General features: G+C 68.6%; 28 protein-coding genes. 17 read left to right on the top strand and 11 right to left on the bottom strand.

Annotation, left to right across the window (positions count from 1 at the left end):
• The first annotated feature begins 149 nt into the window (after positions 1-149).
• Positions 150-317: a DUF1931 family protein gene (locus E6N53_RS05090; RefSeq protein WP_136589868.1), complete on the top strand. Its 168-nt coding sequence runs from the start codon at positions 150-152 to the stop codon at positions 315-317.
• 90 nt (positions 318-407) lie between these two features.
• Here E6N53_RS05090 and rpiA read toward each other — a convergent pair whose 3' ends face one another.
• On the bottom strand, positions 408-1,097 hold the full coding sequence (gene rpiA, locus E6N53_RS05085; protein ID WP_142857441.1) for a ribose-5-phosphate isomerase RpiA: 690 nt from the start codon (positions 1,095-1,097) through the stop codon (positions 408-410).
• An 82-nt stretch (positions 1,098-1,179) separates the two neighbouring features.
• Between rpiA and E6N53_RS05080 the strand changes: the two genes are divergently transcribed.
• From E6N53_RS05080 to E6N53_RS05070, 3 genes are read left to right on the top strand one after another with little or no spacing between them, the layout of a single operon-like run.
• A complete protein-coding gene (locus tag E6N53_RS05080; RefSeq protein WP_142857439.1) occupies positions 1,180-1,641 on the top strand; it encodes a hypothetical protein in 462 nt (153 codons plus the stop codon).
• On the top strand, positions 1,634-2,134 hold the full coding sequence (locus E6N53_RS05075) for a DUF7965 family protein (protein WP_142857437.1): 501 nt from the start codon (positions 1,634-1,636) through the stop codon (positions 2,132-2,134). The genes E6N53_RS05080 and E6N53_RS05075 overlap by 8 nt, the downstream gene beginning before the upstream one ends.
• A 46-nt stretch (positions 2,135-2,180) precedes the next feature.
• Complete coding sequence (locus E6N53_RS05070; RefSeq protein WP_142857435.1) at positions 2,181-2,876, top strand: SDR family NAD(P)-dependent oxidoreductase; 696 nt, start codon at positions 2,181-2,183, stop codon at positions 2,874-2,876.
• A 288-nt stretch (positions 2,877-3,164) separates the two neighbouring features.
• On the opposite strand, the gene E6N53_RS05065 is transcribed toward E6N53_RS05070, so the two are convergent.
• The gene (locus E6N53_RS05065) at positions 3,165-4,289 is read right to left on the bottom strand and encodes an ORC1-type DNA replication protein (protein WP_136589873.1); all 1,125 of its coding nucleotides are present in this window, start codon (positions 4,287-4,289) and stop codon (positions 3,165-3,167) included.
• Positions 4,290-4,475: 186 nt separating this feature from the next.
• Here E6N53_RS05065 and E6N53_RS05060 point away from each other — a divergent pair, with 186 nt between their 5' ends.
• The 3 genes from E6N53_RS05060 to E6N53_RS05050 all read left to right on the top strand — a co-directional run bounded on the left by E6N53_RS05060 (position 4,476) and on the right by E6N53_RS05050 (position 6,543).
• A complete protein-coding gene (locus E6N53_RS05060) occupies positions 4,476-5,735 on the top strand; it encodes a hypothetical protein (RefSeq protein WP_142857432.1) in 1,260 nt (419 codons plus the stop codon).
• A gap of 92 nt (positions 5,736-5,827) precedes the next feature.
• Positions 5,828-6,187, top strand: a complete 360-nt coding sequence (locus tag E6N53_RS05055) for a winged helix-turn-helix domain-containing protein (RefSeq protein WP_142857430.1) — start codon at positions 5,828-5,830, stop codon at positions 6,185-6,187.
• The gene (locus E6N53_RS05050) at positions 6,187-6,543 is read left to right on the top strand and encodes a DUF7521 family protein (protein WP_236642306.1); all 357 of its coding nucleotides are present in this window, start codon (positions 6,187-6,189) and stop codon (positions 6,541-6,543) included. Before E6N53_RS05055 ends, E6N53_RS05050 begins: the two co-directional genes overlap by 1 nt.
• 9 nt (positions 6,544-6,552) lie before the next feature.
• On the opposite strand, the gene E6N53_RS05045 is transcribed toward E6N53_RS05050, so the two are convergent.
• The gene (locus E6N53_RS05045) at positions 6,553-8,523 is read right to left on the bottom strand and encodes a helix-hairpin-helix domain-containing protein (RefSeq protein WP_142857428.1); all 1,971 of its coding nucleotides are present in this window, start codon (positions 8,521-8,523) and stop codon (positions 6,553-6,555) included.
• Between the two features lie 97 nt (positions 8,524-8,620).
• On the opposite strand from E6N53_RS05045, the gene larE reads away from it, so the two are divergent.
• Positions 8,621-9,490 carry an ATP-dependent sacrificial sulfur transferase LarE gene (gene larE, locus E6N53_RS05040; RefSeq protein ID WP_142857426.1) on the top strand — a complete coding sequence of 290 codons (870 nt, stop codon included), beginning with the start codon at positions 8,621-8,623 and terminating at the stop codon, positions 9,488-9,490.
• A gap of 11 nt (positions 9,491-9,501) precedes the next feature.
• Here larE and E6N53_RS05035 read toward each other — a convergent pair whose 3' ends face one another.
• A complete protein-coding gene (locus E6N53_RS05035; protein ID WP_142857424.1) occupies positions 9,502-10,146 on the bottom strand; it encodes a histidine phosphatase family protein in 645 nt (214 codons plus the stop codon).
• A 119-nt stretch (positions 10,147-10,265) separates the two neighbouring features.
• Here E6N53_RS05035 and E6N53_RS05030 point away from each other — a divergent pair, with 119 nt between their 5' ends.
• Entirely contained in the window at positions 10,266-10,748 is a 483-nt protein-coding gene (locus tag E6N53_RS05030) for an SRPBCC domain-containing protein (protein ID WP_142857422.1), read from the top strand.
• Positions 10,749-10,922: 174 nt separating this feature from the next.
• Here the strand turns inward: E6N53_RS05030 and E6N53_RS05025 are convergent, their stop codons facing one another.
• The gene (locus E6N53_RS05025; RefSeq protein ID WP_142857420.1) at positions 10,923-12,266 is read right to left on the bottom strand and encodes a twin-arginine translocase subunit TatC; all 1,344 of its coding nucleotides are present in this window, start codon (positions 12,264-12,266) and stop codon (positions 10,923-10,925) included.
• 106 nt (positions 12,267-12,372) lie between these two features.
• On the opposite strand from E6N53_RS05025, the gene tatC reads away from it, so the two are divergent.
• From tatC to E6N53_RS05005, 4 genes are all read left to right on the top strand, one after another.
• Positions 12,373-14,541 (top strand): twin-arginine translocase subunit TatC, encoded by a 2,169-nt coding sequence (tatC, locus tag E6N53_RS05020; RefSeq protein ID WP_142857418.1) that lies wholly within the window; start codon positions 12,373-12,375, stop codon positions 14,539-14,541.
• A gap of 44 nt (positions 14,542-14,585) precedes the next feature.
• Entirely contained in the window at positions 14,586-14,759 is a 174-nt protein-coding gene (locus tag E6N53_RS05015) for a ribbon-helix-helix domain-containing protein (RefSeq protein ID WP_136589882.1), read from the top strand.
• A complete protein-coding gene (locus E6N53_RS05010) occupies positions 14,752-15,462 on the top strand; it encodes a queuosine precursor transporter (RefSeq protein WP_136589883.1) in 711 nt (236 codons plus the stop codon). The genes E6N53_RS05015 and E6N53_RS05010 overlap by 8 nt, the downstream gene beginning before the upstream one ends.
• A gap of 97 nt (positions 15,463-15,559) precedes the next feature.
• Positions 15,560-15,763, top strand: a complete 204-nt coding sequence (locus E6N53_RS05005; protein ID WP_136589884.1) for a hypothetical protein — start codon at positions 15,560-15,562, stop codon at positions 15,761-15,763.
• Here E6N53_RS05005 and E6N53_RS05000 read toward each other — a convergent pair.
• Entirely contained in the window at positions 15,760-16,533 is a 774-nt protein-coding gene (locus E6N53_RS05000) for a 23S rRNA (uridine(2552)-2'-O)-methyltransferase (protein ID WP_142857416.1), read from the bottom strand. The genes E6N53_RS05005 and E6N53_RS05000 overlap by 4 nt on opposite strands.
• Positions 16,534-16,984: 451 nt before the next feature.
• On the opposite strand from E6N53_RS05000, the gene E6N53_RS04995 reads away from it, so the two are divergent.
• The 3 genes from E6N53_RS04995 (at position 16,985) to E6N53_RS04985 (ending at position 18,580) form a co-directional block, all read left to right on the top strand.
• Entirely contained in the window at positions 16,985-17,740 is a 756-nt protein-coding gene (locus tag E6N53_RS04995) for a DNA polymerase sliding clamp (protein WP_136589886.1), read from the top strand.
• A 79-nt stretch (positions 17,741-17,819) separates the two neighbouring features.
• On the top strand, positions 17,820-18,041 hold the full coding sequence (locus tag E6N53_RS04990) for a hypothetical protein (protein ID WP_136589887.1): 222 nt from the start codon (positions 17,820-17,822) through the stop codon (positions 18,039-18,041).
• Positions 18,038-18,580 (top strand): PIN domain-containing protein, encoded by a 543-nt coding sequence (locus E6N53_RS04985; protein ID WP_142857414.1) that lies wholly within the window; start codon positions 18,038-18,040, stop codon positions 18,578-18,580. The genes E6N53_RS04990 and E6N53_RS04985 overlap by 4 nt, the downstream gene beginning before the upstream one ends.
• 8 nt (positions 18,581-18,588) lie before the next feature.
• Here the strand turns inward: E6N53_RS04985 and E6N53_RS04980 are convergent, their stop codons facing one another.
• The 4 genes from E6N53_RS04980 to E6N53_RS04965 form a co-directional block, all read right to left on the bottom strand.
• On the bottom strand, positions 18,589-20,259 hold the full coding sequence (locus E6N53_RS04980) for a sensor histidine kinase (RefSeq protein WP_142857412.1): 1,671 nt from the start codon (positions 20,257-20,259) through the stop codon (positions 18,589-18,591).
• Between the two features lie 122 nt (positions 20,260-20,381).
• Positions 20,382-21,716, bottom strand: a complete 1,335-nt coding sequence (locus E6N53_RS04975; protein WP_142857410.1) for an MFS transporter — start codon at positions 21,714-21,716, stop codon at positions 20,382-20,384.
• A 42-nt stretch (positions 21,717-21,758) separates the two neighbouring features.
• Positions 21,759-22,343, bottom strand: a complete 585-nt coding sequence (locus E6N53_RS04970) for a DUF7474 family protein (protein ID WP_136589891.1) — start codon at positions 22,341-22,343, stop codon at positions 21,759-21,761.
• Positions 22,344-22,539: 196 nt separating this feature from the next.
• Positions 22,540-23,472 carry a DMT family transporter gene (locus E6N53_RS04965; RefSeq protein WP_136600662.1) on the bottom strand — a complete coding sequence of 311 codons (933 nt, stop codon included), beginning with the start codon at positions 23,470-23,472 and terminating at the stop codon, positions 22,540-22,542.
• 96 nt (positions 23,473-23,568) lie between these two features.
• On the opposite strand from E6N53_RS04965, the gene E6N53_RS04960 reads away from it, so the two are divergent.
• Positions 23,569-24,681, top strand: coding sequence for a DNA primase large subunit PriL (locus tag E6N53_RS04960; RefSeq protein ID WP_142857408.1), 1,113 nt, complete (start codon positions 23,569-23,571; stop codon positions 24,679-24,681).
• A gap of 104 nt (positions 24,682-24,785) precedes the next feature.
• On the opposite strand, the gene E6N53_RS04955 is transcribed toward E6N53_RS04960, so the two are convergent.
• The gene (locus tag E6N53_RS04955) at positions 24,786-24,983 is read right to left on the bottom strand and encodes a DUF7472 family protein (RefSeq protein ID WP_142857406.1); all 198 of its coding nucleotides are present in this window, start codon (positions 24,981-24,983) and stop codon (positions 24,786-24,788) included.
• Positions 24,984-25,133: the final 150 nt, after the last annotated feature.

Here is a 25,133-nt window from a genome sequence, read left to right as displayed (position 1 = left end):
CGATATCAGCGTTGAATGAGGACTGACACCGCCGTTATCGGGCATAGTATATAAATCCAGTCCCCCGAAAACCGGAATTCGCCCGATACACCGGCAGAGACCGTCGTTTGGGGAAATCTTATTAATAAGGGGCTAGTACTATGTCTCGTATGGCAGACCTCATTGTCAAGGCAGCCGTCAAAGAAGCGCTCAGCGACAAGAACGTAGCCTCCGACTTCTACGACGCGCTGGACGCGGAAGTGAAAGAGCTGCTCGAGGACGCCGCTCGTCGAGCCGAGGATAACGACCGGAAGACCGTCCAGCCCCGCGACCTGTAAGTCGCCGTCACTCACTTCTCGATTTTTTCGTCGCTGGTACAGGTAGGTCCACCGCGAGCGTCAGCGATGTCGACTGGTTCGAGCGGCGACTCACTCGCGTTCGAGGACCGTCACACCGGAGTCCGTCCCGACGTGGACCTCGTCCGCGCTGCCGACGAACAGGCCGTGTTCGACGGCGCCGGGCGTCTCCGAGAGCGTCCGTGCGAGCGCTGCGGGGTCGTCGACCGCCCCGAAGTCACAGTCGAGAACGAGGTTTCCGTTGTCGGTCACGACCGGGCCGTCCTTGCGTTCGGCGCGCCGGAGCGTCGGGTCGCCGCCGGCCTCGCGGACCGACCGGGCGACGGCGCTGTGGCCCACTGGGAGGACCTCGACGGGAACCGGGTGTGAGAGGACGTCCGCCTGCTTCGAGGGGTCGACGACGACGACGAACCGGTCGGCCATCGTGTCGACGAGTTTCTCGCGGGCGTGCGCCGCTCCGCCGCCCTTGACGAGTTCGAAGGCCGCGACCTGGTCGGCCCCGTCGATGGCGAGGTCGATGCGGTCGACGTCGTCGAGTGCCCGGAGCGGAATCCCAGCCTCGCGGGCGCGCTGGCGGGCGTCGAACGACGTGGGGACGCCCTGGACGGTGAGGCCGTCTTCGACGCGCTCGCCGAGGCGTCGGATGGCGTGGGCGGCGGTGCTCCCCGTGCCGAGGCCGACTGTCATCCCCGAGTCGACGAGCGCGGCGGCCGACTCGCCCGCCCGTCGCTTCGCCTCGTCGCTCCCGCCGGTCGTCTTCATACACCTCCGCGCGCACTGAACCGGTAAAAAAGCTCGCGACCCCGACCCCGAAACTCATCACTTCGACGGGAGTAGCGGGCGTATGGTCCCCCTCCCGCCTCCCCGGCCGCTCGCAGTGACGACCCTCGGCGTCCGCTGGCTCCACGTCCTCGCGGCGACTGTCGCCGTCGGTGGTGGCGTCCTGACGTGGCTCCGGTTCCGGGTCGAACCGTTTGACGGTGAGGGACGCGACGCCGTCCGTCTCGCCCGCGCCTACGAGTGGCTCTTCTGGGCCGCCGTCGGGACGCTCGTGATGACCGGCGTCGGCAACCTCGGCGCGTTCGCGCCCACCCTCCCCGGCGGAACGTGGCGGACGACGCTCGACGCGAAACTCGCGCTCGTGGTCGTCGTCCTCGTCGGGTCCGCCGTGCGGACGCGGCTCCTGGTGCGGGTTCGTCGCTCGGCGGGCGGCGTCCCGATGCGACTGCTCCGGCGGGCGTACGGCGCGACGGCGCTCGGACTGGTCGCTGTGCTCACGCTCGCGGAGGTGCTGGCGCATGGCTGAGACGACACGACAGGGTGGTGAGAGGACGCGACCGGGAGACGACGGCCGAGAGGGAGACGCGGCGCTCTCCGCGTGGGCGCTCGCGACGTTCCACGCCGCCACCCTCCTCCTCGTCCCGCTCACGCTCGCCCACGTCGTCGCCCCGGACGCGCTCGGGGACCTTCTCGCCGGCCTCGACACGCTCGTCGGCCTCGCGCTCTTCCTCGTCCTCTGGGGGGCGACCTGGTGGACGAACCGTCGGTATCTCGCGGCGTGTGCGTTCGCGGACGCCGGCAGGACGCTCGCTGTGGGCGCGCGGTGGGGGGCGGTGACCGGCCTGCCGCTCCTCGGCTGTGTCGTCGTCGCGGCGTTCGTCGCGACGAACCCCACGTTCGCCGCCCTCGTCCTCGTCGCCGGCGGCCTCCTCGCGCCGCTCGTCGGTGCGGTAGTGGGTGTCGTCTTCGCCGCCCTCGACGTGGCGCTCGACCGGGCCGCCGCGGCGCTCGTGTCGTGAGCGTCACGGCGGGAACGGTTTTGCCGCTCGCCTTCCACGGCGAAGTATGACACACACGGTCGTCATCGCCGGCGTCGGTCCCGGTCTCGGAGAGTCGCTCGCCCGACGGTTCGTCGAAGAGGGGTGTCGGGTCGCGCTCCTGGCGCGAACCGCCTCGTACGTCGAGGGACTCGCCGACGACTTCGGCGACGGGGTGGTCGCCGTCCCGACGGACCTCACCGCCCCCGACGAGGTCGAATCGGCGTTCGAGACGGTCCGGACCGAACTGGGGCCTGTCGACGTCCTCGTCAACCACGCCAGCGGCGGGTCGTGGAAGGGCGTTCGGGAGGTGTCGCTCGACGAGTTCGAACACGCCTGGCAGGTCGGTGCCCGCGCGGGGTTGCAGTGCGCACAGGAGGCGCTCGACGACATGCTCGGCGAGGGGGGAACGGGCGGGACCATCGTCTTCACCGGGGCCACCTCCTCCGTCCGGGGGCGGGGTGGCGCGGCCGCGTTCTCCAGCGCGAAGTTCGCCGTGCGGGGGCTGGCGGAGTCGATGGCGCGGGAGTTCGGGCCGCAGGGGGTACACGTCGCCCACGTCGTCATCGACGGCGGCATCCTGCCGCCGGGGCAGGAGGTCGAACGGCCGGCGGAGTATCTCGACCCCGACGCCGTCGCCGACTCGTACTGGCACCTCGTCGAGCAGGACCGGAGCGCGTGGACGCTGGAGCTGGACCTCCGGCCGCACGTCGAGGAGTTCTGAGAGCGCGGGAGTGTCGGAAGAGACAGTCGGTGTGTCGTCGTGGAGAGGGTCGATGTGTCGTCGTGGAGAGGGTCGAGATGTCGTCGGCGAGCACATCGGAGACGGAGGAGGGAGGCGGCCGCCAGGGCGCTGAAGCCACGAGCCTCCCCAACCGACTGCGGTGCTCGTGCCCTCGCTTCGCTCGGTCACTGTGCTCCTCGTCCCTCGCGTGTGCTCGCGGACGGAGCCGCGAGCGTCACGCCCCCGCGAGACCGTAGGGGCGGTCGTCGCGGGCGCTCCGACCGTCGTTCACAGCCGCTCTCTCACCGCGTCGGCGTCGTACGTGAGCGTGAGCGACCGCGACCGACCGCGGCCGTCGACCTCGGCGTACTCGGCGTCGATAAGGCCGAGCTGGTCGAGCTTGTTGACGATTTCGGAGTATCTCGTGTAGCCCAAGTCGGTCTCCTCGTGGAACGCCTCGTAGACCGCACCGGCCTGCTCGCCGGAGTGGTCGGCGATGACGCGGACGAGCGCGCGCTCCGAGTCCGACAGCCCTCGAAGCGACCGCGAGAGGTGGACGTGTTTCGACTTGTCGTAAGCAGCCTCGACGTCCTCGGGTTCGATGGTCCGCGAGGCACGCATCTCGGCGTGGAGACCGGCCCGCCGGAGGAGGTCGATTCCCACCCGGAGGTCGCCGCTCTCGGCGGTGAGTTCCGCGACCCGGTCCAGTCCCGTCGTGTTCAGCACGCCCTCGTGGAAGCCACGCTTCGCGCGTTCGCCCAGAATGTCGACGATCTCGCTCTGGTCGTAGCGGGGGAAAAACACCTCCTCGGGGCGGAACACCGACTGGACGCGCCCGTCGAGTTCGTCGATGACGTCAAGCGAGAGGTCCGAGGAGACGACGATGACGCCGATTCGGGCCCCGGCGTGCGTCTCGTGTGCCCGGAGGAGCGAGTAGAGCACGTCGGAAGCCTCGTTCTCGTAGAAGAGGTAGTTCACGTCGTCGAGCGCCACCACCAGGACCTCGTCGTCCTCGACGAGTCGGTCGGAAATCTGCGAGAAGAGCTTCTTGAACGAGATTCCCGACGACGGCGGTTCGTACTCGAAGAGGTCCTCGAAGACGCGGGAGAAGACGGCGTACCGCGTCGAGTTCATCTGGCAGTTGACGTGGACGGCGCGGACGCTCGACTGCCCGCGGAGTTCGCCGAACAGCTTCTGGACGGCGGTGGTCTTCCCGGTACCGGGCGGCCCGCGGACGATGGTGTTCAGCGGACGCGACCCTCTGACCGCCGGCCGGAGCGCGTACTTCAGGCTCTCCAACTGGCTCTCGCGGTGGTCGAACGTCTCCGGGACGTGGTCGATCTCGAAGACGTGTTCGTCGCGGAACACCGTCTCGTCCCACGACAGCATCCCCTCGTCGGGGTCGTCCCTCATCACTTTCACCTCGCTTCGGTGGCTACTTAACCGTTTGCCAGGCCCTGACAGTGGACGACGCGGCGGGACGTGCGGACGGCCGCTTGCGAAGCCTCCGAGGACGTATATCAACGTTTCGCCGGCCTGCGCGACGGTGCGGTCCATCACCCACCCTGATACTGGCGGCACCAGTAGGGTGTGGTGACGATGGTTCCCGACGACGCTCCCTCCACGCACGACACGACGCGCCGTGCCCTGCTCCGACAGGGTGCCGGCGCGTTCACCGCCGGCCTCACGACGCTCGTTGCCGGGTGCACGTCGGCGGTCCCGCCGCTCGGTTCCGCACAGCGGTTCGGCCGCGTCGACGTTCCGCCCGCGTCGGCACCGACATATCGTCGCTGGCTCCCCGCGCCGGCCGCCGTCGGCCTCGACGACGCACACTACGCGTTCCTCCTCAGACGGCCGACCGAACTCGACTCCTTCGGTGTCGGTTACGCGAACTACGACCGGCTGCTCAGGACGCCGTTCGGGACGGTGCTCGAAGGTGTCGACCCGGCGGCGGCGGAGGTGACACTCACCGAGAGCGGCTACCGACGGGACGGGACGCACGAGGGCGGCGACGTGTTCGTCCGGTCGGACGTCCGGCGACGCGCGGTGGTGACCGACGGCGCGCTCGTCTGGGCGAGTCACCGCGTCCACGACCGGCCGAACGTCGAGGCGCTCGTCGACGCGCACGACGGACGCCTCCCCCGCTACCACGAGGAAAGCGGGACGTTCGGACAGGTGACCGACGCGGTCGGCGAGAGCCGGATGGTGGAGTACGTCCCCCCGAACGACGAACGGACGTGGGCGAGTTGCGAGGGGTTCCGCTTCGACGGTGCGGTGGCGTACCACGTCCGGACGTTCCGCTACCCCGACGGTGAGACGCCACCCGAGGCGGAGCTTCGCCGCCGGAGCAAGACCGGGACGGTCCTCACGCGGGAGGTAGAGAACACGGACTTCCGGGTCGACGGCCGACTCGTCACCGTCGAAGGTCGAATCCCACCGGAAGCAGGAATCCAGCCGGCGGACGTCGACCCGCCGTACCCGCCGCAGGTCACGTGGGGGTACGGCCGCGACAGCGAGTCCGGGACCGTCCGGCTCCGGCACGAGGCCGGCGAGTCGGTTCCGACCGCCGCGCTCGCGCTCCGGTTCGACGCGGACGTGGACGACCGGTGGACGCGGCCGGTGGACCGGTCGCTCCCCACCGAGCGTGAGCGACTCGCTCCCGGCGACACCGTGACCGTGGACGTGCGTGACGTCCCCGACGTCGTGGTGTTCGACCCCGACGACGTCGACGACGCGGCCGACCCCGCCGAGGCGGGCGAGCGCCGACCGGCGACCAGGCTGGTCCTCGCGTTCGCCCCCGGGTCGACGTCGACGACGGGTCGGGGCCTGTTCAGCGTCGGCTTGGGGGGGGCCCGATGACCGTCCCGGCCCGCGTCGGAGCCGCCAGCCGACGAACCACGACGGAACGAGAGGTGTGGCTGCCGTCGGCGGACGATTTATTTCACCGTGCCATGAGCGATGAACCCGTGGCGGAAGAGCCGGAGCTCGGGACCCTCGTCAGCCTGTTCGACGACGACCACGTCCGGTCGATACTGGTCGCGACGAGCGACGAGCCCCTGTCGGCGGCGGAACTCGCAGAGCGGTGTGACGTGTCGGTGTCGGCCATCTACCGCCGGACGAACCGCCTCGTCGACGCCGACCTACTCCGCGAGCGGACCCGCCCGCGGAGCGACGGCCACCACGAAACGGTGTACGTGACGGCGCTCGAACGGTTCGAACTGTCGGTCCGAGACGGCGACTTGCACTGGTCAGTCGAGCGCACCGAGACGGACGTCGCCGACGAACTGACGCGCCTGTGGGGGAAGTTCTGATGCCGATTCCGATGCTGACGCTGATGCTCGGGAACGAGTCGCTCGTCGGTCTGCTCGCAGGAGCGGCGTCGACGGGGTCGGCGCTCGTCGGCCTCTACATCGGCTACCAGGCGTACCGCGGCCTCCGCCGCAACGACGAGCCGGCGATGCGGTACCTCTCGGCCGGGATGGTCCTCCTGTTCGGCGTCACCTACCTCCTGGCCATCGTCGGGCAGGGGATGATCGCCTTCCACGTCGTCTCGCTGTCGTTCCAGAGCGTGTTTCGGCTCGTCGTCCGGCTGCTCCAGCTCGCCGGCCTCTCGCTCATCACCTACTCGCTCCACGTGGCGTCGGGCGGACGGACCAGCGGCACCTGAACCGCCGACTCAGAACTTCTCCAGCAGTCGCGCGTAGAAGCCCGTCTCGTCGTTTCCGGCGAGTTTCTCCACGATGAGTTCGGGCGTCGACCGGGCGAGGTGGTCTTTCACCGGCGAGCGGTTCACCACGAGGTCCCCGTCGACGAGGCCGACCGCCTCGATGCCGTCGACGGCGACGTCGAAGGTGGCGGCGTCGCGGATTTCGCTCGCCAGATGGGAGACGAAGACGGCCGTCGACCCCTGTTCGTCGAGGGCTTCGAGGATGCCGGCGATGATCTTCGCCGACGCGCCGGGTTCCGTGATGGATTCGAGTTCGTCGACGAGCACCAGCCGGTCCGACGCGCCGTCGACGACCCCGGCGAAGTCGCGGAGCGTCGACTCGAACGCGCCCGCGTCGAGCGTCCCCTGCGACTTCGCGTAGTAGTGCAGTTCGGAAAAGCGGGAGAGGCGGACCGACTCGGCCGGGACGGGAAAGCCCATCTGTGCGAGGACGACGACGAGCGCGACGAGGTCGAGCGTCGACGTCTTCCCCCCGGAGTTCACCCCCGAGAGGAGCGTCACGCCCTCGACGCCGTAGTCGACGGGGTCGACGTCGTCGAAGGCGACGTCGAGCAGCGGGGAGCGGCCGCCCTCGATGGCGAACCCCGACGCACAGAACTCGGGGACCGTACAGTCGAAGTCGCGGGAGAAGCGCGAGATGGCGAGTTCGACGTCGAGTTCGAGCGCGTCTCGAACCAGGGTCTCGACGGGGTCGCGGAGGTCCGAGAGGTCGCTCGAGAGGTCGCGTTTCAACCGCTCGGCGCGCTGATCGCGGGCGGCCGTCAGCTCCGTTCGGAGCCGAGAGACGGCGTCGTCGCGCCGTTCGACGGGAAACGTGGGGTCACCGCCGAAGGCGCGCCGGGCGAGTTCGGCCTCGTTCTCGTCGAGGGAGAGGGCGTCGACGAGGTGGTCGCGGGCGGCGTCGACGGCCGCGTCGTACTCGTCGGCCAGTTCACGCGAGAGCAGCGAGTCGATGCGGGCACCCTGCTCGACGAGCGAGAGGAAGTCCGTCCCCTCGATGGTGACGTCGCGTTCGCGGATAGCGTCCCGGAGGCGGTCGTTGGCGACCGACTTCGCCGTCGAGACGGACGCGTCGAGGTCGTCGACGGCACGGACGAGGCGGTCGAGTTCCGCGTCGCCGGCCGGGGTGCCGTCCTCGTCGAGGCGGTCCAGCGCCGCGCGGAGTCGGTCGAGGTCACAGGGTGGGGTCTCGTCGGCCGCCTCGTGGACGGCCGCGGCGGCCAAGATGGACTCGCGGTTCGCGGCGAAGACCGAGAGCACGCGCTCGGGGACGATTTCGTCGGGACACTCGAACGCGTCGGGACGGACGCGGACGTCGCCGGTGACGTCGACGCCGGCGAACGTCTCGTCGAGTGCGACGACCGTCGAGTACGACCGGGCGAGTTCCGCGAGGCCGCGGGCGTCGTCGACGACTTCGACGGAGAGTTCGGGGAACGCGTCGTTCGCCTCGGCGTATCGTTCCGCATCGAGGGTGGCGAGACAGCGCTCGCGGACGCGGACCGGTGCGGGCGAGTGCAGGGGTCGGACGTCGGAGAGCGCATCGAGGACGGCGTCGTCGGGCGTTCGGTCGACCGCCTCGGCGACGAAGGCGCGAACCTCGTCGATGCGGGACCGAGAGGCGGTCGGGAAGAACGTCTCGACGCGCTTCGCGGCGTAGTCCGTCACGGTCCGACGTTTCAAGAGCGAGAGGACGTCGCGGTAGACGGCGGCGGCGTTGTCGGTCGCGAGAAAACCGCCGTCGTCGCCGTGTTCGTGGCGGATCGCCGCGCGGGCGATGCGGGCGGCACGCCCCTCGGAGATACCCGGGGCCTCGGCGAGTGTCGCGACGTCGCCGGCGCGGAGCGCTCGCTCGGGGTCGTCGAGTTCGGCGAGCGCCGTCGCGGTCTTCTCGCCGATGCCCGAGATCGCCGTGAGGTCCATTCGCGTGGTGGTATCGCCCCGGCCGACAAAACCTTGCGGGTCGCTCAGGAGGGAACGAGTCGCGTCGCTTTTGACGCTCGGCCAGGTACGGGAGGGCATGACAACGGCCGCGACGGAAGCGAAGGCCGATTCGGTGCGGGCCGCGCTCGCAGAGCGAGCGGGCGTCCTCGTCGCCTTCTCGGGCGGTGTCGACTCCAGCGTGGTCGCCGCGCTCGCACGCGACGCACTCGGCGACGACGCCGTGGCGTGTACGGCCAAGAGCGAGACCCTCCCCGACGCCGAGCTGGACGAAGCGCGGCGGGTCGCCGACGAGATCGGTATCCGCCACGAAGTCGTCGAGTTCTCCGAACTCGACAACCCGGACTTCGTGAAGAACGACGGTGACCGCTGTTACCACTGCCGGACGATGCGCCTCGGGCGAATGTACGACGCCGCCCGCGACCTCGGCATCGACACCGTCTGCGACGGGACGAACGCCTCGGACCCCGGCGAGGGACACCGGCCGGGTCTCCGTGCCGTCGAGGAGTTAGAGGTGTTCTCGCCGCTGCTGGCTCACGAAATCACCAAAGAGGAGGTACGCGCCATCGCCGACACCTACGGACTGTCGGTGGCCGACAAGCCGGCGATGGCCTGTCTCTCCTCGCGCATCCCGACTGGCCTCGAGGTCACCGAGGAGCGCCTCACGCGCGTCGAACGTGCCGAGGCGCTCCTGCGCGAGTGGGGCTTCTCGCAGTTCCGCGTTCGCGACCACGACGGCCTCGCCCGTATCGAGATCGGGACGGACGAACTCGACAGAGCGCTCGACCCGGACTTCGCGCAGGCGGCGAACGAACACCTCTCCGAACTCGGCTTCGACCACGTGACCCTCGACCTCGAAGGGTACCGGACGGGGAGCGTGAGTCCCGAAAGCGAGGACGAGCCACTCGTCGAGGACGTGTTCGCACAGGAGTACCCCTCGGACGACTGAGAGCAGGAGCGCTACGCGACGGTCTCCGAGCCGACCGCGAGCCCATCGGGGAGATAGCGAGTGTCGTTCCGGCGGACCACGCGCGGGTCGGAGGCGTATATCTCGTTTATCGCGCAGTTGTGCTGGTCGATGTCGAGAACGGAGCCGACGACGTCGTAGCCCAACAACGACCCGAGGAGCAGACGGTTCGGGCCACCGTGAGCGACCACGACGACAGTCTCGTCCGAGGTCAGGTCGACCCGTAACCGCTCCCACCCGTCGAGTACCCTGTCGCGCACCTCGACGAGCGTCTCACCACTGTCGGGACGGGCGGTCGCCGCCGCCGCACCCGAGACCGAGAGGGCGTACTCCGGATACTGTTCGAAGACCTCCGCGGGTGAGAAGCCCTGCAGGAACCCGAAGTCGCGCTCGCGCCAGGCGGCGTCGGTGGTGAGTTCGCTCTCGGTCTCGCGGGCGACGTATCGTGCGGTCTCCTGAGCCCGCCTGAGGTCCGACGAGACGAGTCGGTCGACGTCGACTGTCGAGGCGAGGTGCGCACCGAGCGCGGCGGCCTGCTCGTGCCCCCGCTCCGTGAGCGGCGTCGGCGCCCACCCCTGGACGCGCCCGCTCCGGTTCCACGTCGTCTCGCCGTGGCGGACGAGGAGTACCGTAGCCATGTGGCGGCCTATGACACGGAGTGCGATGAGCGTTTCCGTGCGACGAGTCGGCGACGACGAGGCGTCCCACGGTCACCACAGACGGCAGCTTCACGTCCTGAGACGTCGATTGAGAACGTATGGAACTCGTCACGCACATCGATATCGACGCGCCGCCCGAACGCGTGTGGGAGGTCCTCACCGACTTCGACCACTACCACGAGTGGAACCCGTTCGCACGGGTCGCGGGGCGCCCGACGCAGAACGCACGGCTCCACGTCGAACTCACGCCCCCTGGCGGCCGGACGATGCGGTTCAGACCGACGGTGACGCGGGTCGAACCCGGCCGTGACCTCCGGTGGCTCGGTCACCTCCTCCGGCCGGGCGTATTCGACGGTGAACACCGGTTCGTCCTCGAACCACTCGACGGTGGGAACCGGACGGCGCTGACTCACGCGGAGGTGTTCACGGGGGTGCTCTCGCCGCTCGCCGGGCGAGTCGTGCGCGCAGGGACCCAGCGCGGGTTCGAGGCGATGAACGTAGCGTTGAAGCGCCGCGTCGAGGGAGCGGCCGGAGCGCGCGACACCAGAGCGGGTGTAGGTCACGGACAGACGACCACGTGACGACAGAAGCGAACAGGCGGCACGGGCACTCGACACAGGGCGGTGTGCCGCACGGCCGCGGAGCACCCTGTGGCGTCGGTCAGCGCACGCTCACCGGTGGCCGCGACATCGTATATAAACGCTCGCCGGTGACGAGCGAACGCGCTGGCCCCGATAGCGGAGAGAACGGAAGGGTCAGCGGTCGACCCAGCGCAAGAGCAGGAGCGTTCCCTCGAACAGCGTAATCATCGTCGCCGCGACGATGATGGGTGCCATCCCGGTCGGGTCCGGCGAGACCAGGAACGAGAGGCCGAGGAACCCACCCCAGAAGAGCAGGCGCTTCTCGGCGAGCCACTGTCGCGTGACGAGGTTCATCATGATGGCGAGCATGATGAACAGCGGAATCTGGAAGACGAGCGCCATGTAGCCCATCAGCACGAGGATGAGTCCGAAGGTCTCCTTGAGGCCGAAGGCGATGACGGCGGTTCCGATGGTGTACGACGTGAAGTACGCGAAGATGGCCGGAAGGACGACGAAGTGCGCGAAGGCGACGCCGATGAACGCGAGAATGAGGCTCGTGGGGACGGCCGCGAGGTAGTACTTCCGCTCTTTGGGGTAGAGCCCGGGGCGCATGAACCGATACGTCTGATAGACGAAGACGGGGAGACCGACGACGAACCCGGCGAGGCCGGCGACCTTCAGTTCGGTGAGGATGAGTTCCAGCGGACCGTACAGCCGCGGCCGTCGGGACTCGATTGTCGTCGCGCCGGGGATGTGAGTGTTCCAGAGGAAGTTGACGAGGTCGTCGGCGATGGGGAAGACGACGACGCCGACGACGCCCGCGATGAGGAAGACGATTCCCAGCCGTCGGACCATCTCCTCGACGTGGTCCGCGAGCGGCATCTCCACGTCCGAGTCTGGACCGTCGAAGAAGTCGTCGTCCTCGTCCGCAGGGGTCGGGTCGTATGCGGGTTCCACCTCGGTCCCGGTGGGGTCGGCGACCGCAGCGCCCGACGCCGGAGCGTCCCGAGCGTCGGCAGTCCCGTCCGATTCGACGACGGGCGGCGTCTCGGCGGCCGCGGGGGCCGACGCGTCGACCCCCTCCTCGTCCGCCTCGACGCGGTCGTCGACCTGCGGCGCGCCGAAGTCGAAGTCGGCGTTGTTGGCGTTGGCGTTGTTGGCGTCGGTGTCGCCGTCCTCGGTGGCGTCGACCGGCTCCGAAAAGTCGGCCGGTGGCGGCGTCGGGTTCGGCATTCCGTCCTCGTCGCGGTCGCCGGCCGCGTAGGTGGTCCAGTCGGTGCCGTTCGAGCCGTCGTCGGAGTCGTCGACACCGTCGAGCGCCTCGTCGGCCCTCTCGTCGGTCACCGACTCGCCATCGGTGGCATCGGGCGTGTCGTCTGTGGGTTCGGATACCGAGTCCGAGCGCTCCTCGGGGTCGGCCTGCGACGCGGGGTCGGCTTCGACCACCGCGTCAGTGTCGGCCGCCGAGTCGCCCTCCTGGTCGGGTCGGGACCCGTGCGACTCCGAATCGTCACCCATTCATTCGGAGTAGGCCACCGGGCGGTTATAGGCCTTTTTCCATCGGCTCGCGGGTGAGCCGTCATGATGAAAAAGGTTGATAACGGCCAACTTACTTCCAACACCTATGTCTAGCGCGCTCGACGAGGACACTCGCCAGACCATCGCACAGGGACGGGAGACGGCGGGTGCGATGCTGCGAGCGGCGCAGAAGGACCTCCAGAAGGTGTTCATCGTCTTCCTCGTCGGCTTCCTCGGGACGTTCTACGCGCTCCGGCTGTACATCTGGGACTTCTTCAAGGGAGTCACCGAGGCGAAGATGAACTCGCTGACGGCCGAGAGCGTCGAGATCATCGCCCAGACACCGTTCGACGTCATCCTCCTCCAGGCGAAAATCGGGCTGGTCGTCGGCGTCCTCTTCGGCATCCCGCCGTTCATCTACTTCTCGCGAGACGCCCTCCGCGACCGCAACCTCTGGCCCTCGTCTCCGGTGCCCGCCTGGAAACTCGTCACCATCCTCGCGGCGATGGTCGTGCTGTTCGTCCTCGGCGTTGCCTACGGCTACCTGGTGTTCTTCCCCTTTACCTTCGCGTTCCTCGCGAACAACGCCATCGCCGCGGGGTTCGCACCGACGTACTCCATCGTCAAGTGGGCGCAGTTCATCTTCCTCCTGACCGTCTCGTTCGGCCTCGCCACGCAGCTTCCACTGGTGATGACAGGCCTGTCGTACACCGAAATCGTCCCCTACGAGACGTTCAGGGACAAGTGGCGCCACGCCGTCGCCGGTATCTTCCTCGCCGGCGCGCTATTCACCCCGCCGGACCCCTTCACGCAGGTGCTCTGGGCGACGCCCGTCATCGTGCTGTACGGCTTCTCGCTGTACCTCGCGAAGGTCGTCGTGACCGCCCGCCGCGGCTCGGACCGCCTCGACCTCAGACGGACGCTCACGACCCGGTGGAACCTGCTCGCGGGCGTCGCCGTCCTCGGCGGGGTCGCCGCCTACGGCTTCTTCACTTACGGAGGCATCACCGCGGCGAACGACCTGCTCGTCGCCGCCGGCTCCGACTACCGAGCCGTGGCCCCCGAGACGACGCTGCTGTACGCGTCCGTCGTCGCCGCCGGCCTCGTCGCGCTCGTGCTCGCCGCGATGTACTTCGTCTACACCGACATCACCGCCCTCGCCGGGAGCGCTACCCCCGGACGCGTCGGCGACCCGGCGGACATCGACCTCTCGGAACTCGACGCGATGGGCGTCCGTGCCGCGCCGCCGGAGGCGTTCGCCGAGATGGAAGAGTCCGAGGCGCTCAGACTGTCGAGCCAGGCGATGGAAGCGGGCGACAAGGACAAGGCGCGCGCCATCCTCGACCGCTTCGACGACGCCGAAGCGGAGCAAGACGCCGGTGAGGACGCGGCGGAACCGGAGTCGGACCCCGTCGAAGACGTGACCGACCGCACCTCGCGTGCGACGGGGACGTTCCTCTCGGAACTCACCGAGGGGGAGAAAGACGAGGACGACGTCGGCGGCTACTACGACGAGATCGCGTTCGTCTTCGACTCCATCACCTCCCGGTCGTTCCGCATCGCCGCCGTCTTCGGCATCACCCTCGCGGCGGTGTTCGGCTGGCTCTACACGGGCGGCATCGGTGAGGTCTTCGACCAGTTCCTGTCGCAACTGCCGGCAGCGGTGCAGCCGGACCAGAGCATCACCGTCGTCGCCCTCCACCCGATGGAGGCGCTCATCTTCCAGGTGAAGTTCTCGACGCTCATCGCCGCCCTCGTGACACTCCCGGTCATCGCGTACTACGCGTGGCCCGCCCTGCGCGAGCGGAACATCGTCCGCCGACGCCGGCGCGTCATCTTCGGCTGGGCCGGCGCGCTCACCGCCGGGCTCCTGGGTGGGTTCGCACTCGGCTACGGCTACGTCGCGCCGACCATCATCTCGTTCCTCGTCGCCGACGCCGTCCAGTCGAACATGATCATCGCCTACCGCATCACCAACTTCTTCTGGCTCATCTTCTTCACCACCGCCGGCATCGGCCTGCTGGCGGACATCCCCGTGTTGATGGTGCTTCTGAACACCGCCGGCATCAGCTACCGGATGATGCGAGAGCGGTGGCGCGAAGTGACAGTGGGCATCCTCACCTTCGCGGCGCTGTTTACCCCCGCAGACATCATCACGATGTTCCTCGTCACGGTCCCTCTGATGGCGGCGTACGGCGCGGGGCTGGGAATCCTCTACGTCATCACCCTCGGTGGGCGGCGGAACCTGGCGAAGCCGCGGACAGCAGAGGTCTAGCCGCGGTGCGAAGCCCGTAAGTATTCGCGTGCGAATCCGCGAGTATGGCCAAGATAAGCGTCGAAGTGCCCGACGAGTTGCTCGCGGACCTCGACGAACACGTCGGCGACGACAAGAAGTTCGTCAACCGCTCCGACGCCATCCGGGCGTCGATTCGGAAGACGCTGGACCTCCTCGACGAGATCGACGAACGACACGGACGAATCGACGATGAGTAGGCGGCGGACGGCCCGGACGGCGCTCGTCGCGCTGTTCGTCACGGCGCTCGTCACCGCTCAGCTCACGGCTTCGAAGGTGCTCGCGGTCCCGCTGCCCGTCTCCGTCGGTCCCGTCGGGTCGACGGTGTTCCTCCCCGGGGCCGCACTCGCGTACGCGCTCACCTTCTTCGCCTCCGACTGCTACGCGGAACTGTACGGGAAGCGCGACGCGCAGGTGCTCGTCAACGTCGGCTTCGTGATGAACTTCGTGCTCCTCGCGCTGGTGTGGAGCACCATCCTCGCGCCCGCCGCGCCGACGAGCGTCGACCCCGGACAGTTCGCCACCGTCCTCGGCGCGAGCACCAACATCGTCGCCGGGAGCTTGCTCGCGTACGTCGTGAGCCAGAACTGGGACGTCCTCGTGTTCCACGCGCTCAGAGACCGCACGGAGGGGAGCTACCTGTGGCTGCGGAACATCGGGTCGACGGCGACCTCGCAGGCCATCGACACCGTGCTGTTCGTCTCCATCGCCTTCTTCGCCGCCCCGACCCTGCTCGGAACGGGCCAGGCGCTCCCGGTCTCGGTGCTGGTCGCGCTCGTCGTCGGTCAGTACCTCCTGAAGCTACTCATCGCGCTCGTCGACACGCCGTTCGTCTACGCAGTCGTGCGGTTCGTGAGCGACGGGACGGACGAAGAGCCGGCCAACCCGTGGACGGTGGAGTGACCGCCTCCCGAGAGAGCGGGTCGCTACGGCGTTCCGTCGTCGCGTCTCCGACCGAAACGCCGGGCTAGTTTATCACCAGTGCTAACGTAGCCCACGTATGCCCGACTGCCGCAGAATCCGTCTCTCCGAGGACGACGCGATGGAGCGGGGAGTACGGTGCCCGAACTGCGGAAGCTACACGTCGTTTACCGACATCGTCGCGACCGGTCGGTGTCGCGGGGCGTGGCGGGGCGAGTGTTCGACACAGTTGGGGCTCGACCTCATCATCGAACCCGGCCACGGCCCGAGAGAGAACGGTTAGTCCAGCCGTTCCGCGAAGGCGAACCGCGGTTTCACGTCCGTCACCCGCACGCGGAGCGTCTCGCCCGTCTCGGTGCCGGGCACGAACAGCGTGAAGCCGTCCACCTTGGCGATACCGTCGCCCTCACTGCCGACGTCCTCGATGTCGACCGCGAGTTCGTCCCCCTCGCGGACCGGTGCCGTGATGCGATGCTTGCCGACGAGATACTGCTCCGAGGAGGCGTCGCGAGAGGCGGCGGGGCGAATCGACCGGACGTACTGGAACTCCGCGTCCATCTCGCTTCGGAGGTCGGCGACGTCGGGGCCGTCGAACACCTTCACGGCGAGGTCGCCGCCGGTCGCGAGCACTGCCAACGCGGTCTCGAACGCCTGTCGCGCGAGGTGGACGGAGCGGGCGTGGTCCAGTGAGTACTCGCCGGTCATGTTCGGTGCCATGTCCGAGATGACGACGTCCGCACCCTCCTCGCCGACGAGTTCCGTGATACGAGCACGGGTCTCCTCGTCGGTCATGTCGCCGCGGACGGTCTCGACGTTGTCGTGGTCGTCCAGCGGCTTGATGCGCTGGAGGTCGACGCCGACCACGCGTCCCTGCGGGCCGACCGCCTCGGCGGCCACCTGGAGCCACCCGCCCGGAGCGGCACCGAGGTCGACGACCGTGTTGCCGGGACCGAACAGGCCGGCGTCGCGGTCGAGCTGTTTGAGCTTGTACGCCGAGCGAGCGCGGTAGCCCTCCTGCTTGGCCCGGTTGTAGTACTCGTCTTTACGTGGCATGGTCAGGGCACCTCAGCGAGTGGTCGTGAGACACCGTCGTGCGAGCCGTGTTTCATAGCCGTCTCGACGCCGCCGAGGCTGAAAGGGGTGCCGAATCGAGAGTCGAGTCGGGAGGCGGTGGCGGCGGCTTCGGGCAGCCTCAGCGGGTCGAAAGGGAGAGGAGAGGTCAGATGGTCCCAGTACCCGGGGAGGGTGACGACGAAACCATCCGAGCGCGTCCTGTGGTCCAACAGGACAGGCGGAGTTGCACGGGGGAGTACTTCAAATTATTTTAAGAATCGGAGAGTGTCGGCCGAGCGACACCGAGACGCCGGAGGCGACACGGGGGAGACGCTCCGGAGCGTCAGTGGACGTGGGTCGTGAGCGACACGGCCTGCCGTCGCACACGCGACGCGCACGAGAGACACTAAATCAGGAGTATTTTTAAGACCGCTGTCGTACCTGCGAGTACATGTTCAACGCCATCGTGAGCGCCGCGACGCTCCGCGACGCGCTCGACTCAGTGAGCGTCCTCGTCGAGGAGTGCAAGATTCGGTTGAACGAAGACGACCTCTCGATTACCGCCGTCGACCCCGCGAACGTCGGGATGGTCGACCTCACGCTGGAGGCGGCCGCGTTCGAGTCCTACGAGGCCGACGGCGGCGTCATCGGCGTCAACCTCAACCGCCTCGAAGAGATCGCGAAGATGGCGAACGCCGACGACCTCGTGCACCTCGAACTCAACGAGGAGACCCGCAAACTCCACATCCAGATCGACACCGCCGACTCGAAGCTGTCGTACACGCTGGCGCTCATCGACCCCGACTCCATCAGGAAAGAGCCCGACATCCCCGACCTCGACCTCCCCGCCGGTATCGTCCTGGAGGGCGCGCAGTTGGACCGCGGTATCAAGGCCGCCGACATGGTCTCGGACCACATCTCCCTGCGCGTCGACGAGGAAGAAGAGACCTTCCACATCGAGGCCGAGGGCGACACCGACGACGTCGACCTCACGCTCACGAAAGCCGACCTCATCTCGCTCTCCGCCGGCCCGGCCAGTTCGCTGTTCTCGCTCGACTACCTCAAGGACATGAACAAAGCCATCCCCAAGGACGCCGAGGTGACCGTCGAACTCGGCGAGGAGTTCCCGGTCAAACTCCACTACGCCATCGCGGAGGGGCAGGGGCAGGTCACGTACATGCTCGCGCCGCGCATCCAGAGCAACTGAGCGTCGAGACGGAGGCGACGCGCCTCTCGAGACCGCCGAACCGTACTTTCATACTGAACGGCCGAGTACGTCCCCGGGAATGACAGACTCGGGTCCGAACGAGACGGACGAGTGGCTCGCCGCGGCCGTCGGGCAGTACGCGCTGGGCGAGTCGACACTCGGGCAGGCGGCGGAGCGAGCGAACTGTTCGCGGTTCGAGTTGGCCGAGACGCTCCGGTCGTCGAGCGTCGACCTCCGCCTCGGAGTCACAGAGCGCGAGGCGGCACGGCGTGAACTCGACGTCGCCCGCACGGTCAGATGACTCCCGCCAGCGAGTCACGGCCGTCGTACGACCGGCTCTACCTCGACACGACGGTCCTCGCGAACTTCGCTGCCGCCGATATCGTCGGCGTCATCCCCGAGACGGTCGACAACCCCCGCACCTCGTACGCGGTTCGCGCCGAACTCAACGCGGGCGTCACCGCGGGGTTCGACAGCCTCTCGCGGGCGCTCACCGGGCTCTCGGACCCGCTCGACGAATCGGCCGGGGGCGGAATCACCGTCGCGGGGTCGCTCGTCCGCCAGCGGAAGCCCGAACTCCTCGACCGCCTCGCCGCGGGAGAGGCGTCGGTGCTCTATCAGGCGTGGGCTGCCGGCGTCCCCCTGGCGACGGACGACCGAGACGTCCGCACCGTCGCCACGACGTACGGCGTCCCGACCACGGGGTCCGTCGGCCTGGTCGCCCGCGCCGTCGAACGAGACGCACTCTCGACCGACGCGGCCGACACGGCGTTGGAAACGTGGCGGGACATGGGGGTCTCCGTCCCCGTCGACTCGGTGACGAGGCTGCTGACCGACTGAGACCGCCCTCAGAGCCGGAGGCGGACCGTCGTCCCCCGGTCGCCGGTCTCGAAGTCGACGTCGGCACCCAGCCACCGACTCCCCCACTGGAGAATCCACAGGCCGAGTCCGCTCCCGTGTTCGAGCGGCGTCTCCTCGCCCGCTGTGACGACACCGAGTTCGTACTCGGGGATGCCGGGACCGTCGTCCGCAATTTTGATGACGACGGCATCGCCGCCGTCGGTGTCGCCACCGTCGAGACGAGCTGTGCGGGCCGTCACCGCGACCCAGGGGTCGGTGCTGTCGTTGTGTTCGACGGCGTTCTCGACGACGGTCACGAGCACCATCCGGAGCACGCGCTCGTTGGTCTCGACAGTCAGGTCGGGCGGGACGTCCAGTTCGACGTCGGCGTCGTCGGCAAAGTCGGCCGTGACGTCCGTGACGACCGTGTCGAGGTCGACGGACGATGGAGTGGCGTCGGGCGCTGATTCGAGCACCGACTCGAAGTCGTGGGCCTTCTGGCCCAGTTCGGCGAGGGCCGTCGAGCGCGACTCAATCTTTCTCGCGTACGCCGCGTCGTCACCCGAGAGCGACTCCGCGAGGAGGTCGGCGTAGCCCATGACGACCGTCATCTCGTTCCGGAGGTTGTGTCTGAGGACGCGGTTGAGCACCTCGAGTCGCTGACGGCGGGCCTCGCGGTCGGTGATGTCGTGTAGGGCGATGGTCCGACCGGCGGCGGTCCCGTGCGGATGGTCGATTCGGGACGGGACGACTTCGAGCGTGCGGCGATGACCCTCGACGACGACGTCGAACGTCCCGCCGTCGAACGCGTGGGCGGGGACGAGTGTCGAGAGCGGGTCGCCCGCGGCGTCGGTGACACCGAACAGCCGTCGGGCCTCCCGGTTGAGTTCGACGATTCGGTCGTCGTTCGTGACGATGACGACGCCGACGCCGAGGTCGTCGATGGCGGTCCGACGCCCCCGATAGCTGGTCGCCGGAACGAGGTCGAACAGGTCGAACCGGAAGAGCGCGTAACCGAAGGTGAGCCCCGTTATCGCGAGTGCCATCGGTGTGAAGTCGACGGCGACCACCGGGCCGAACTGGAAGGTGCGCTTGACGTGGGCGACGGTCGGGAAGAGCGACCCGACGACGAGCGCGAGTGTCTGGTCGCGGTACAGCGCGCCGTGTGAGGCCAGCGTGTCGACGAGGAGCGCCATCCCCGCGCCGACGAGGACGTACCCGTACGCGGCGTGGGCGTAGTGCCAGAGCGCCGGGTCGTACGACACCGTCGCCGCGCCGAGCGTCGGGGTGAGGTGGTAGTTCGTCCAGATGAGCGGTCTGAGTTCGGGCAGGGCGACGACGAGTAAGGTCGCGATCGGAAAGGCCGCGAGCGCGGCGACGGTGCGTCGAGTGAGGTACTCCGCGCGGCCGGTGTAGCCGAGCGCGAACGCCAGCCAGGCGGGTGCGACGAGTGCCTTTCCGACCTCGATGGGGACCTCCATCAGGACGCGCAGGGACGGTTCGAAGACGCCGAGGGCGACCGCGTACGAGAACGACCACACCGTCGCCCCGAGCATCAGGAGGGCGAAGGCGGTCGACCCCGGCTCGGCCTGCTCGGACCGGGCGTACAGCGCGAGCGAGAGCGAGGTACCACCGGCCAGCAAGGACCCGACGACCAGCGGTGAGACGCCCGGGAGCATGCCGGCACTCTCGGGTGGACCGTCAAAAGGATTCACGGGTGATAATCAGATGTGACAATGCACACGAGGCGACGGTCCGGAGGGGATGCGACCGGAAAGTCACCTCGGAGCCGACGGCCCAGTCAGCCAGCGGTGTGGCCGAGCGTCACGTGCGGCGACCGTGCCAGGATGTACACGATGGGAACGAGGATGACCGCGCCGACGAGGAACGGCAGCGGGAAGCCGACGACGTAGAGCGCGGCCATCGCCGGCGGGCCGACAGTGCGTCCGAGGCTCCCGGCCCCCTGGGTGACACCGAACGCGTTGCCCTGGCGGTCGGCGCTCGCGCGGGTCGAGACCAGCGTGGCGAGCGAGACGTTCAGGAGGCTGTTCCCGAACGAGAGGAGCGCGCCGTCGACGAGCAGGACGAACAGTTCGCGGGTGAACCACGGAGGGCCGCCGAGGGGTGGGAGGAGTCGACCGACGTCCGGCGAGAAGGGAAGCAAGACGAGCGAGACGAGGAGGAAGAGCGCGCCGACGACGGCGAGCCGGTCGCCCGGGAATCGCGCCGAGAGCCGACCGACGAGGACGCCCTGGTTGACCGCACCCAGAAAGCCGATGTAGGTGAGAAAGAAGGCCGTCTGGGTGGCGTCGTAGCCGTAGACGTCGGCCGCGAAGGGGATGAACATCACCTGGACGCCCGAGAAGGCGAGCGAGAGGAGGAAGAAGGAGACGACGAGCCCTCGGAGGCGGAGGTTCGAGAGCGCCTCGACGAACCCTCCGACGAGCGTCACACGCTGGGCCGGCCCACGGGTGCGTTCGGGTTCGGGGAGGAACAGCGCCGCCGACCCGAGCGCGAGGAGGCTGAGTCCGGCAGCGCCGAACGACGGGAGCGAGAAGCGGGTGGTCGGGACGAACGCGGGAAGGAGGTCACGGGCGAGCGCGACGACGGCGTCGCTGGCGAGGAGCCCACCCAGCGCGGGGCCGAAGATGAAGCCGAGGCTGAACGAGGCACCGATGAGTCCGAGCGAGGCGGCGCGACGTTCGAGCGGCGTCACGTCCGCGACGTACGCCTGTGCCGTCGCGATGTTACCGCCCATCGCGCCGGCGAGCATCCGTGACGCGAACAGTGTCGCGACGCCGGCGACGAGACCCGCGGCGGCGAGCACTTCGCCCGCGAGACCGAACACCGTCCAGGCGACGGTGCTCCCGACGAGCGAGAGCATGAGCACCGGTCGCCGGCCGTGAGTGTCGGAGATGCGGCCCAGGAGGGGCGCGAAGACGAACTGCATGAGCGAGTACGACGCCGCGAGGAGGCCGATGAAGACGTCGCTGACGCCGAAGCTGCGGACGTAGAAGGGGAGAATGGGGATGACGACGCCGAAGCCGACGAGGTCCAAGAAGACGACGAAGATGACGGTGGCGAGTGCGCGACGGGGCGTGGTGAGCGAAGCCGTTGACGCCTCGGGGACAGCCATACCTCTCCGAGCAGGGGGAGGTGCTTCGGCCTGTCGGTCCACCTACCCCAGGTGACGGTCGATGACGCGCTTTGCCGACTCGGCCTTCTCCTTCCAGCCGTAGCCGGCCTCGTAGACGTGGCGTTTCTTCTCGACGAGTTCACCCGGCGAGGTCTCCTCGAAGCCGCCGCGGCCCCACGTCCCGCTCTCTTCGAGCCAGGCGACGACGTTCTCTTTCGTCTCGGCCCACGAGAGGCCGACCATCTCGTACCAGGCGATCATCGCGAAGACGGCGTTGTCGTGACAGCCGGGGACCGACCCCTGTTGGTAGATCGTTCGGAGCGGTTCGACTGTCGGCTCGGAGACCTCTTCGCGATACTCCTCGGCCGTTCGGAGCCGGAGAACGCCGTTCCGTTCGGTGAGGCGGTCCTCGTGTTTCAGCTGGCGGAGTGCCGCCTCGTGGAGCGCCGACCACTCGACCTCGTCTCGGAGGGCGTCCTCGCGGAGCGGCGACGCGGAGAGCCGAGAGAGGACGTCGATGTAGGCGCGCTCCACCTCGGCCCACGGCGTCCCTTCGAACCGGCAGTCGGTGCCGTGGAGGCTGTTCGTGCTCCGACAGGCCGGACAGGGGTAGGTGAAGCGCGGCACGCCACCCGCTTGGCATCCACCCGTAATATGTCCCGTGGTCGGCGTGCAAGGGAGACGTACGGGGCGGAGCGAGGGCGAACAGGCGGCAGGTCCGATTCGGAGGACGGTGTGCCGCACAATCGCGAGACGCCCTCCGCGACAGTCAGCGGATACCGGGGGTGGCCGCGGGCTCGTATTTGAGGCTTCGGAGGAGACGTCACGGAGTAATCGACAGTCCGGCGACGAGCGCGGGACCGCCGGTCACGAGCGCCGCACCGGCGACGACGAGGAGTGCGCCGACGACGACCCCGCGCGTGACCCGTTCGAGGTCGCCGAGAAGCCACCAGGAGAACACCACGGTGAAAAGCGGTGCCGTCGCGACGAGTGGGTCGACGACGGCGATTCTGCCTGCCGGGTGTGAGAGCGCCGTGAACATCGAGAGGAGGGCGACGGCGGTGATGAGACCGCTCGCGGCGAACACCAGATACGACTTCCGCGGGCGGCCGAGCACTCGGTCACGGCCGGCGACGGCGACGTACGCGCCGAGCGTGACGAACGCGGCGAGTTCGTTGACCGCGACCGCTTCGAGCGGCGTCGCTTCCGCGGCCGACAGGCCCCAGCGCCGCGCGACGTTGCCAACGGCGAAGAACCCGGCGGCGGCGAGCGGGACGAGGAGGTCACGGCGCGACCACCCGCCGAGGTCACCGCCCTTCGCGACCGAGAGGACGCCGAGACCGACCACGAGGACGACGATACCCACACCCGTCGGGAGCGTGAGCGGTTCGCCGAGGAAGCCGACGGCGAGCGTCGTCGCGAACAGCGGACGGGCGCTGACGACCGCACTCGAGATGCTCGCGCCGACCCGCGCGTTCCCGGCGAAGATGGCCAGTCGGCCCAGGGCGGTCCCGACGGCCCCCGCGGCGGCGAAGATGGCGAGCGTCCCGAGCGTGAGGTCACCGAAGGGGTCCGGCTGAAACAGCGCGAGGGCGACCAGATAGACGGTCGAGTCGACGACGACGACGGTGACCGCCGCCTGGAGCGGCGTCCCGCCGCCGGAGAGCGCCCGTTTCTCGATGACGGGGGTGAACCCCCACATGATGGCCGGCAAGAACGCGAGGAGGAGAACGGTGGGCGGAGCCGAGAGGTCCATACGAGGAGTCGCGCAGACGCCAGTATAGTCTCCACGGAGTGGGAGCGAAGGCGCGGACCGCCGTGTTTATTCGAGGCGGGGCGCAAGACGCATCAGATGTCACGGGAGGTGCGCCACGCCCGATACCCGTTCTTCAGCGCGGCGAGAGAGGCCGTGCGAGCGGCCGACCTGTCGCTCTTCGGGCTCGTCGACCGCGATGCGCCGGCCGTCGAGCGGGCGCGCGAGCGCGTCGAGCGGGCGCTCACCGCCGGAACAACCGCACCCGAGGAGCCCGACCGGTGGGACCCCACCGACGACTTGCTCTCGTACCCCATCGCACGTATCCTCGTCTCGCTCCTGGACGACGGCACGGCCGTGAAGAAGTACGCGGCCGCGGAGGCGGCGACGGCGGCCGAACGGTTCGAGACGGACTTCGCGTCCGACGACGACGGCCTTCGGAGCGTCGAACGCGTGGGCGTCACTCGCGAGGAAGTACTCGAGGAGTTCGGAATCGACGCCGAGCCCGAGCTCGAATCCGAGCGGCGGCGCGCGAGTCGCGGACGCGGCTGGTACCGGGTCGCTTTGGAGACGTATCTCACTTACTCGGACCCCGACTGGGGTGACGACTGGCGGCTCGTCAACCGCGAGGTCGCCGCCGGAAGGGTCCGAATCGAGCAGGCCGAACTCGACCGGCTCGTCGAGGAGGCCGTCCGGCGACGAGTCGCCGAGGGCCTCCCGTTCGACGTGCGCGAGCGCAACCCCGACCTGGCTGACGCGCTCGAACCCACGCTGGCGTCGGTTCGGCAGTTACTCACGGCGGGACACGCGCCGACGTCGGGGGTCGGCGTCGTCGAGCCCTCGCTGTTCCCCCCCTGCGTCAAGGCACTCCTCGAACGGAGTCGCGGTGGCGAACGGCTCTCGCCGGAGTCACGCTTCGCGCTCACGGCGTTCCTCGTCGCCATCGGCCTCGACGGCGAGACCATCGCGTCCGTCGCGGGGGTCGACGAGGAAGCGGCGACGACGCAGGTCGAGTTCCTCCGGGACAGAGAGGGGGTGCAGTACCCCTCGCCCTCGTGTGCGACGATGCAGGCGTACGGCGACTGCGTGAACCGCGACGACCGCTGTGAGCGCATCACCCATCCCCTGTCGTACTACAAGACCGCCATCGAGGCGAACGACGCCGGCGCTGCCGGCCCGGTAGAAACCGCCGAGGCGAGCGACGAACGCTGAGGCGGTCGACGAACGCGGGAGGTCAGGGGAGAACGACCGCGAAGCGGTGAGAACGGGGACCGGCAAGAGGAGCGAGACCGCGACGAGAGCCGACTCGGACGGAGTTACCGCGAGAGGAAGAGGCCGACGCCGGCCATCAGGAGGACGAACAGGACGATACTCCCGATGAGGGCGAGACCGCCGGTACTCCCGAGGCCGCCGTCGTTGAACGTCACGCCGATACCGATCATAATGCCGATAAAGACGAGAACGGTGACGATGGAGACGACGATCTTCCGGCGCATCTCCGCTTCGAGAGCCATTGTCTGCTGTCGCTACCCCCGACGTTCTGAAAAGTGCTTCGAAGCGAGAGCGAACGAGGGGCCGAGAGTGTCGGAATCGGCCGATTCGGGCCAGGGGGACGAAGACTTACGCCCGTTCGGTACCTATCGACGCGCGAGAAACCGGTCCTC

The sequence above is a fragment of the Salinigranum halophilum genome, from assembly GCF_007004735.1.
In the GTDB taxonomy this organism is placed as follows: domain Archaea; phylum Halobacteriota; class Halobacteria; order Halobacteriales; family Haloferacaceae; genus Salinigranum; species Salinigranum halophilum.
Note: the sequence above shows the minus strand (reverse complement) of the source record. Positions and strands in the feature narration are given on the sequence as shown.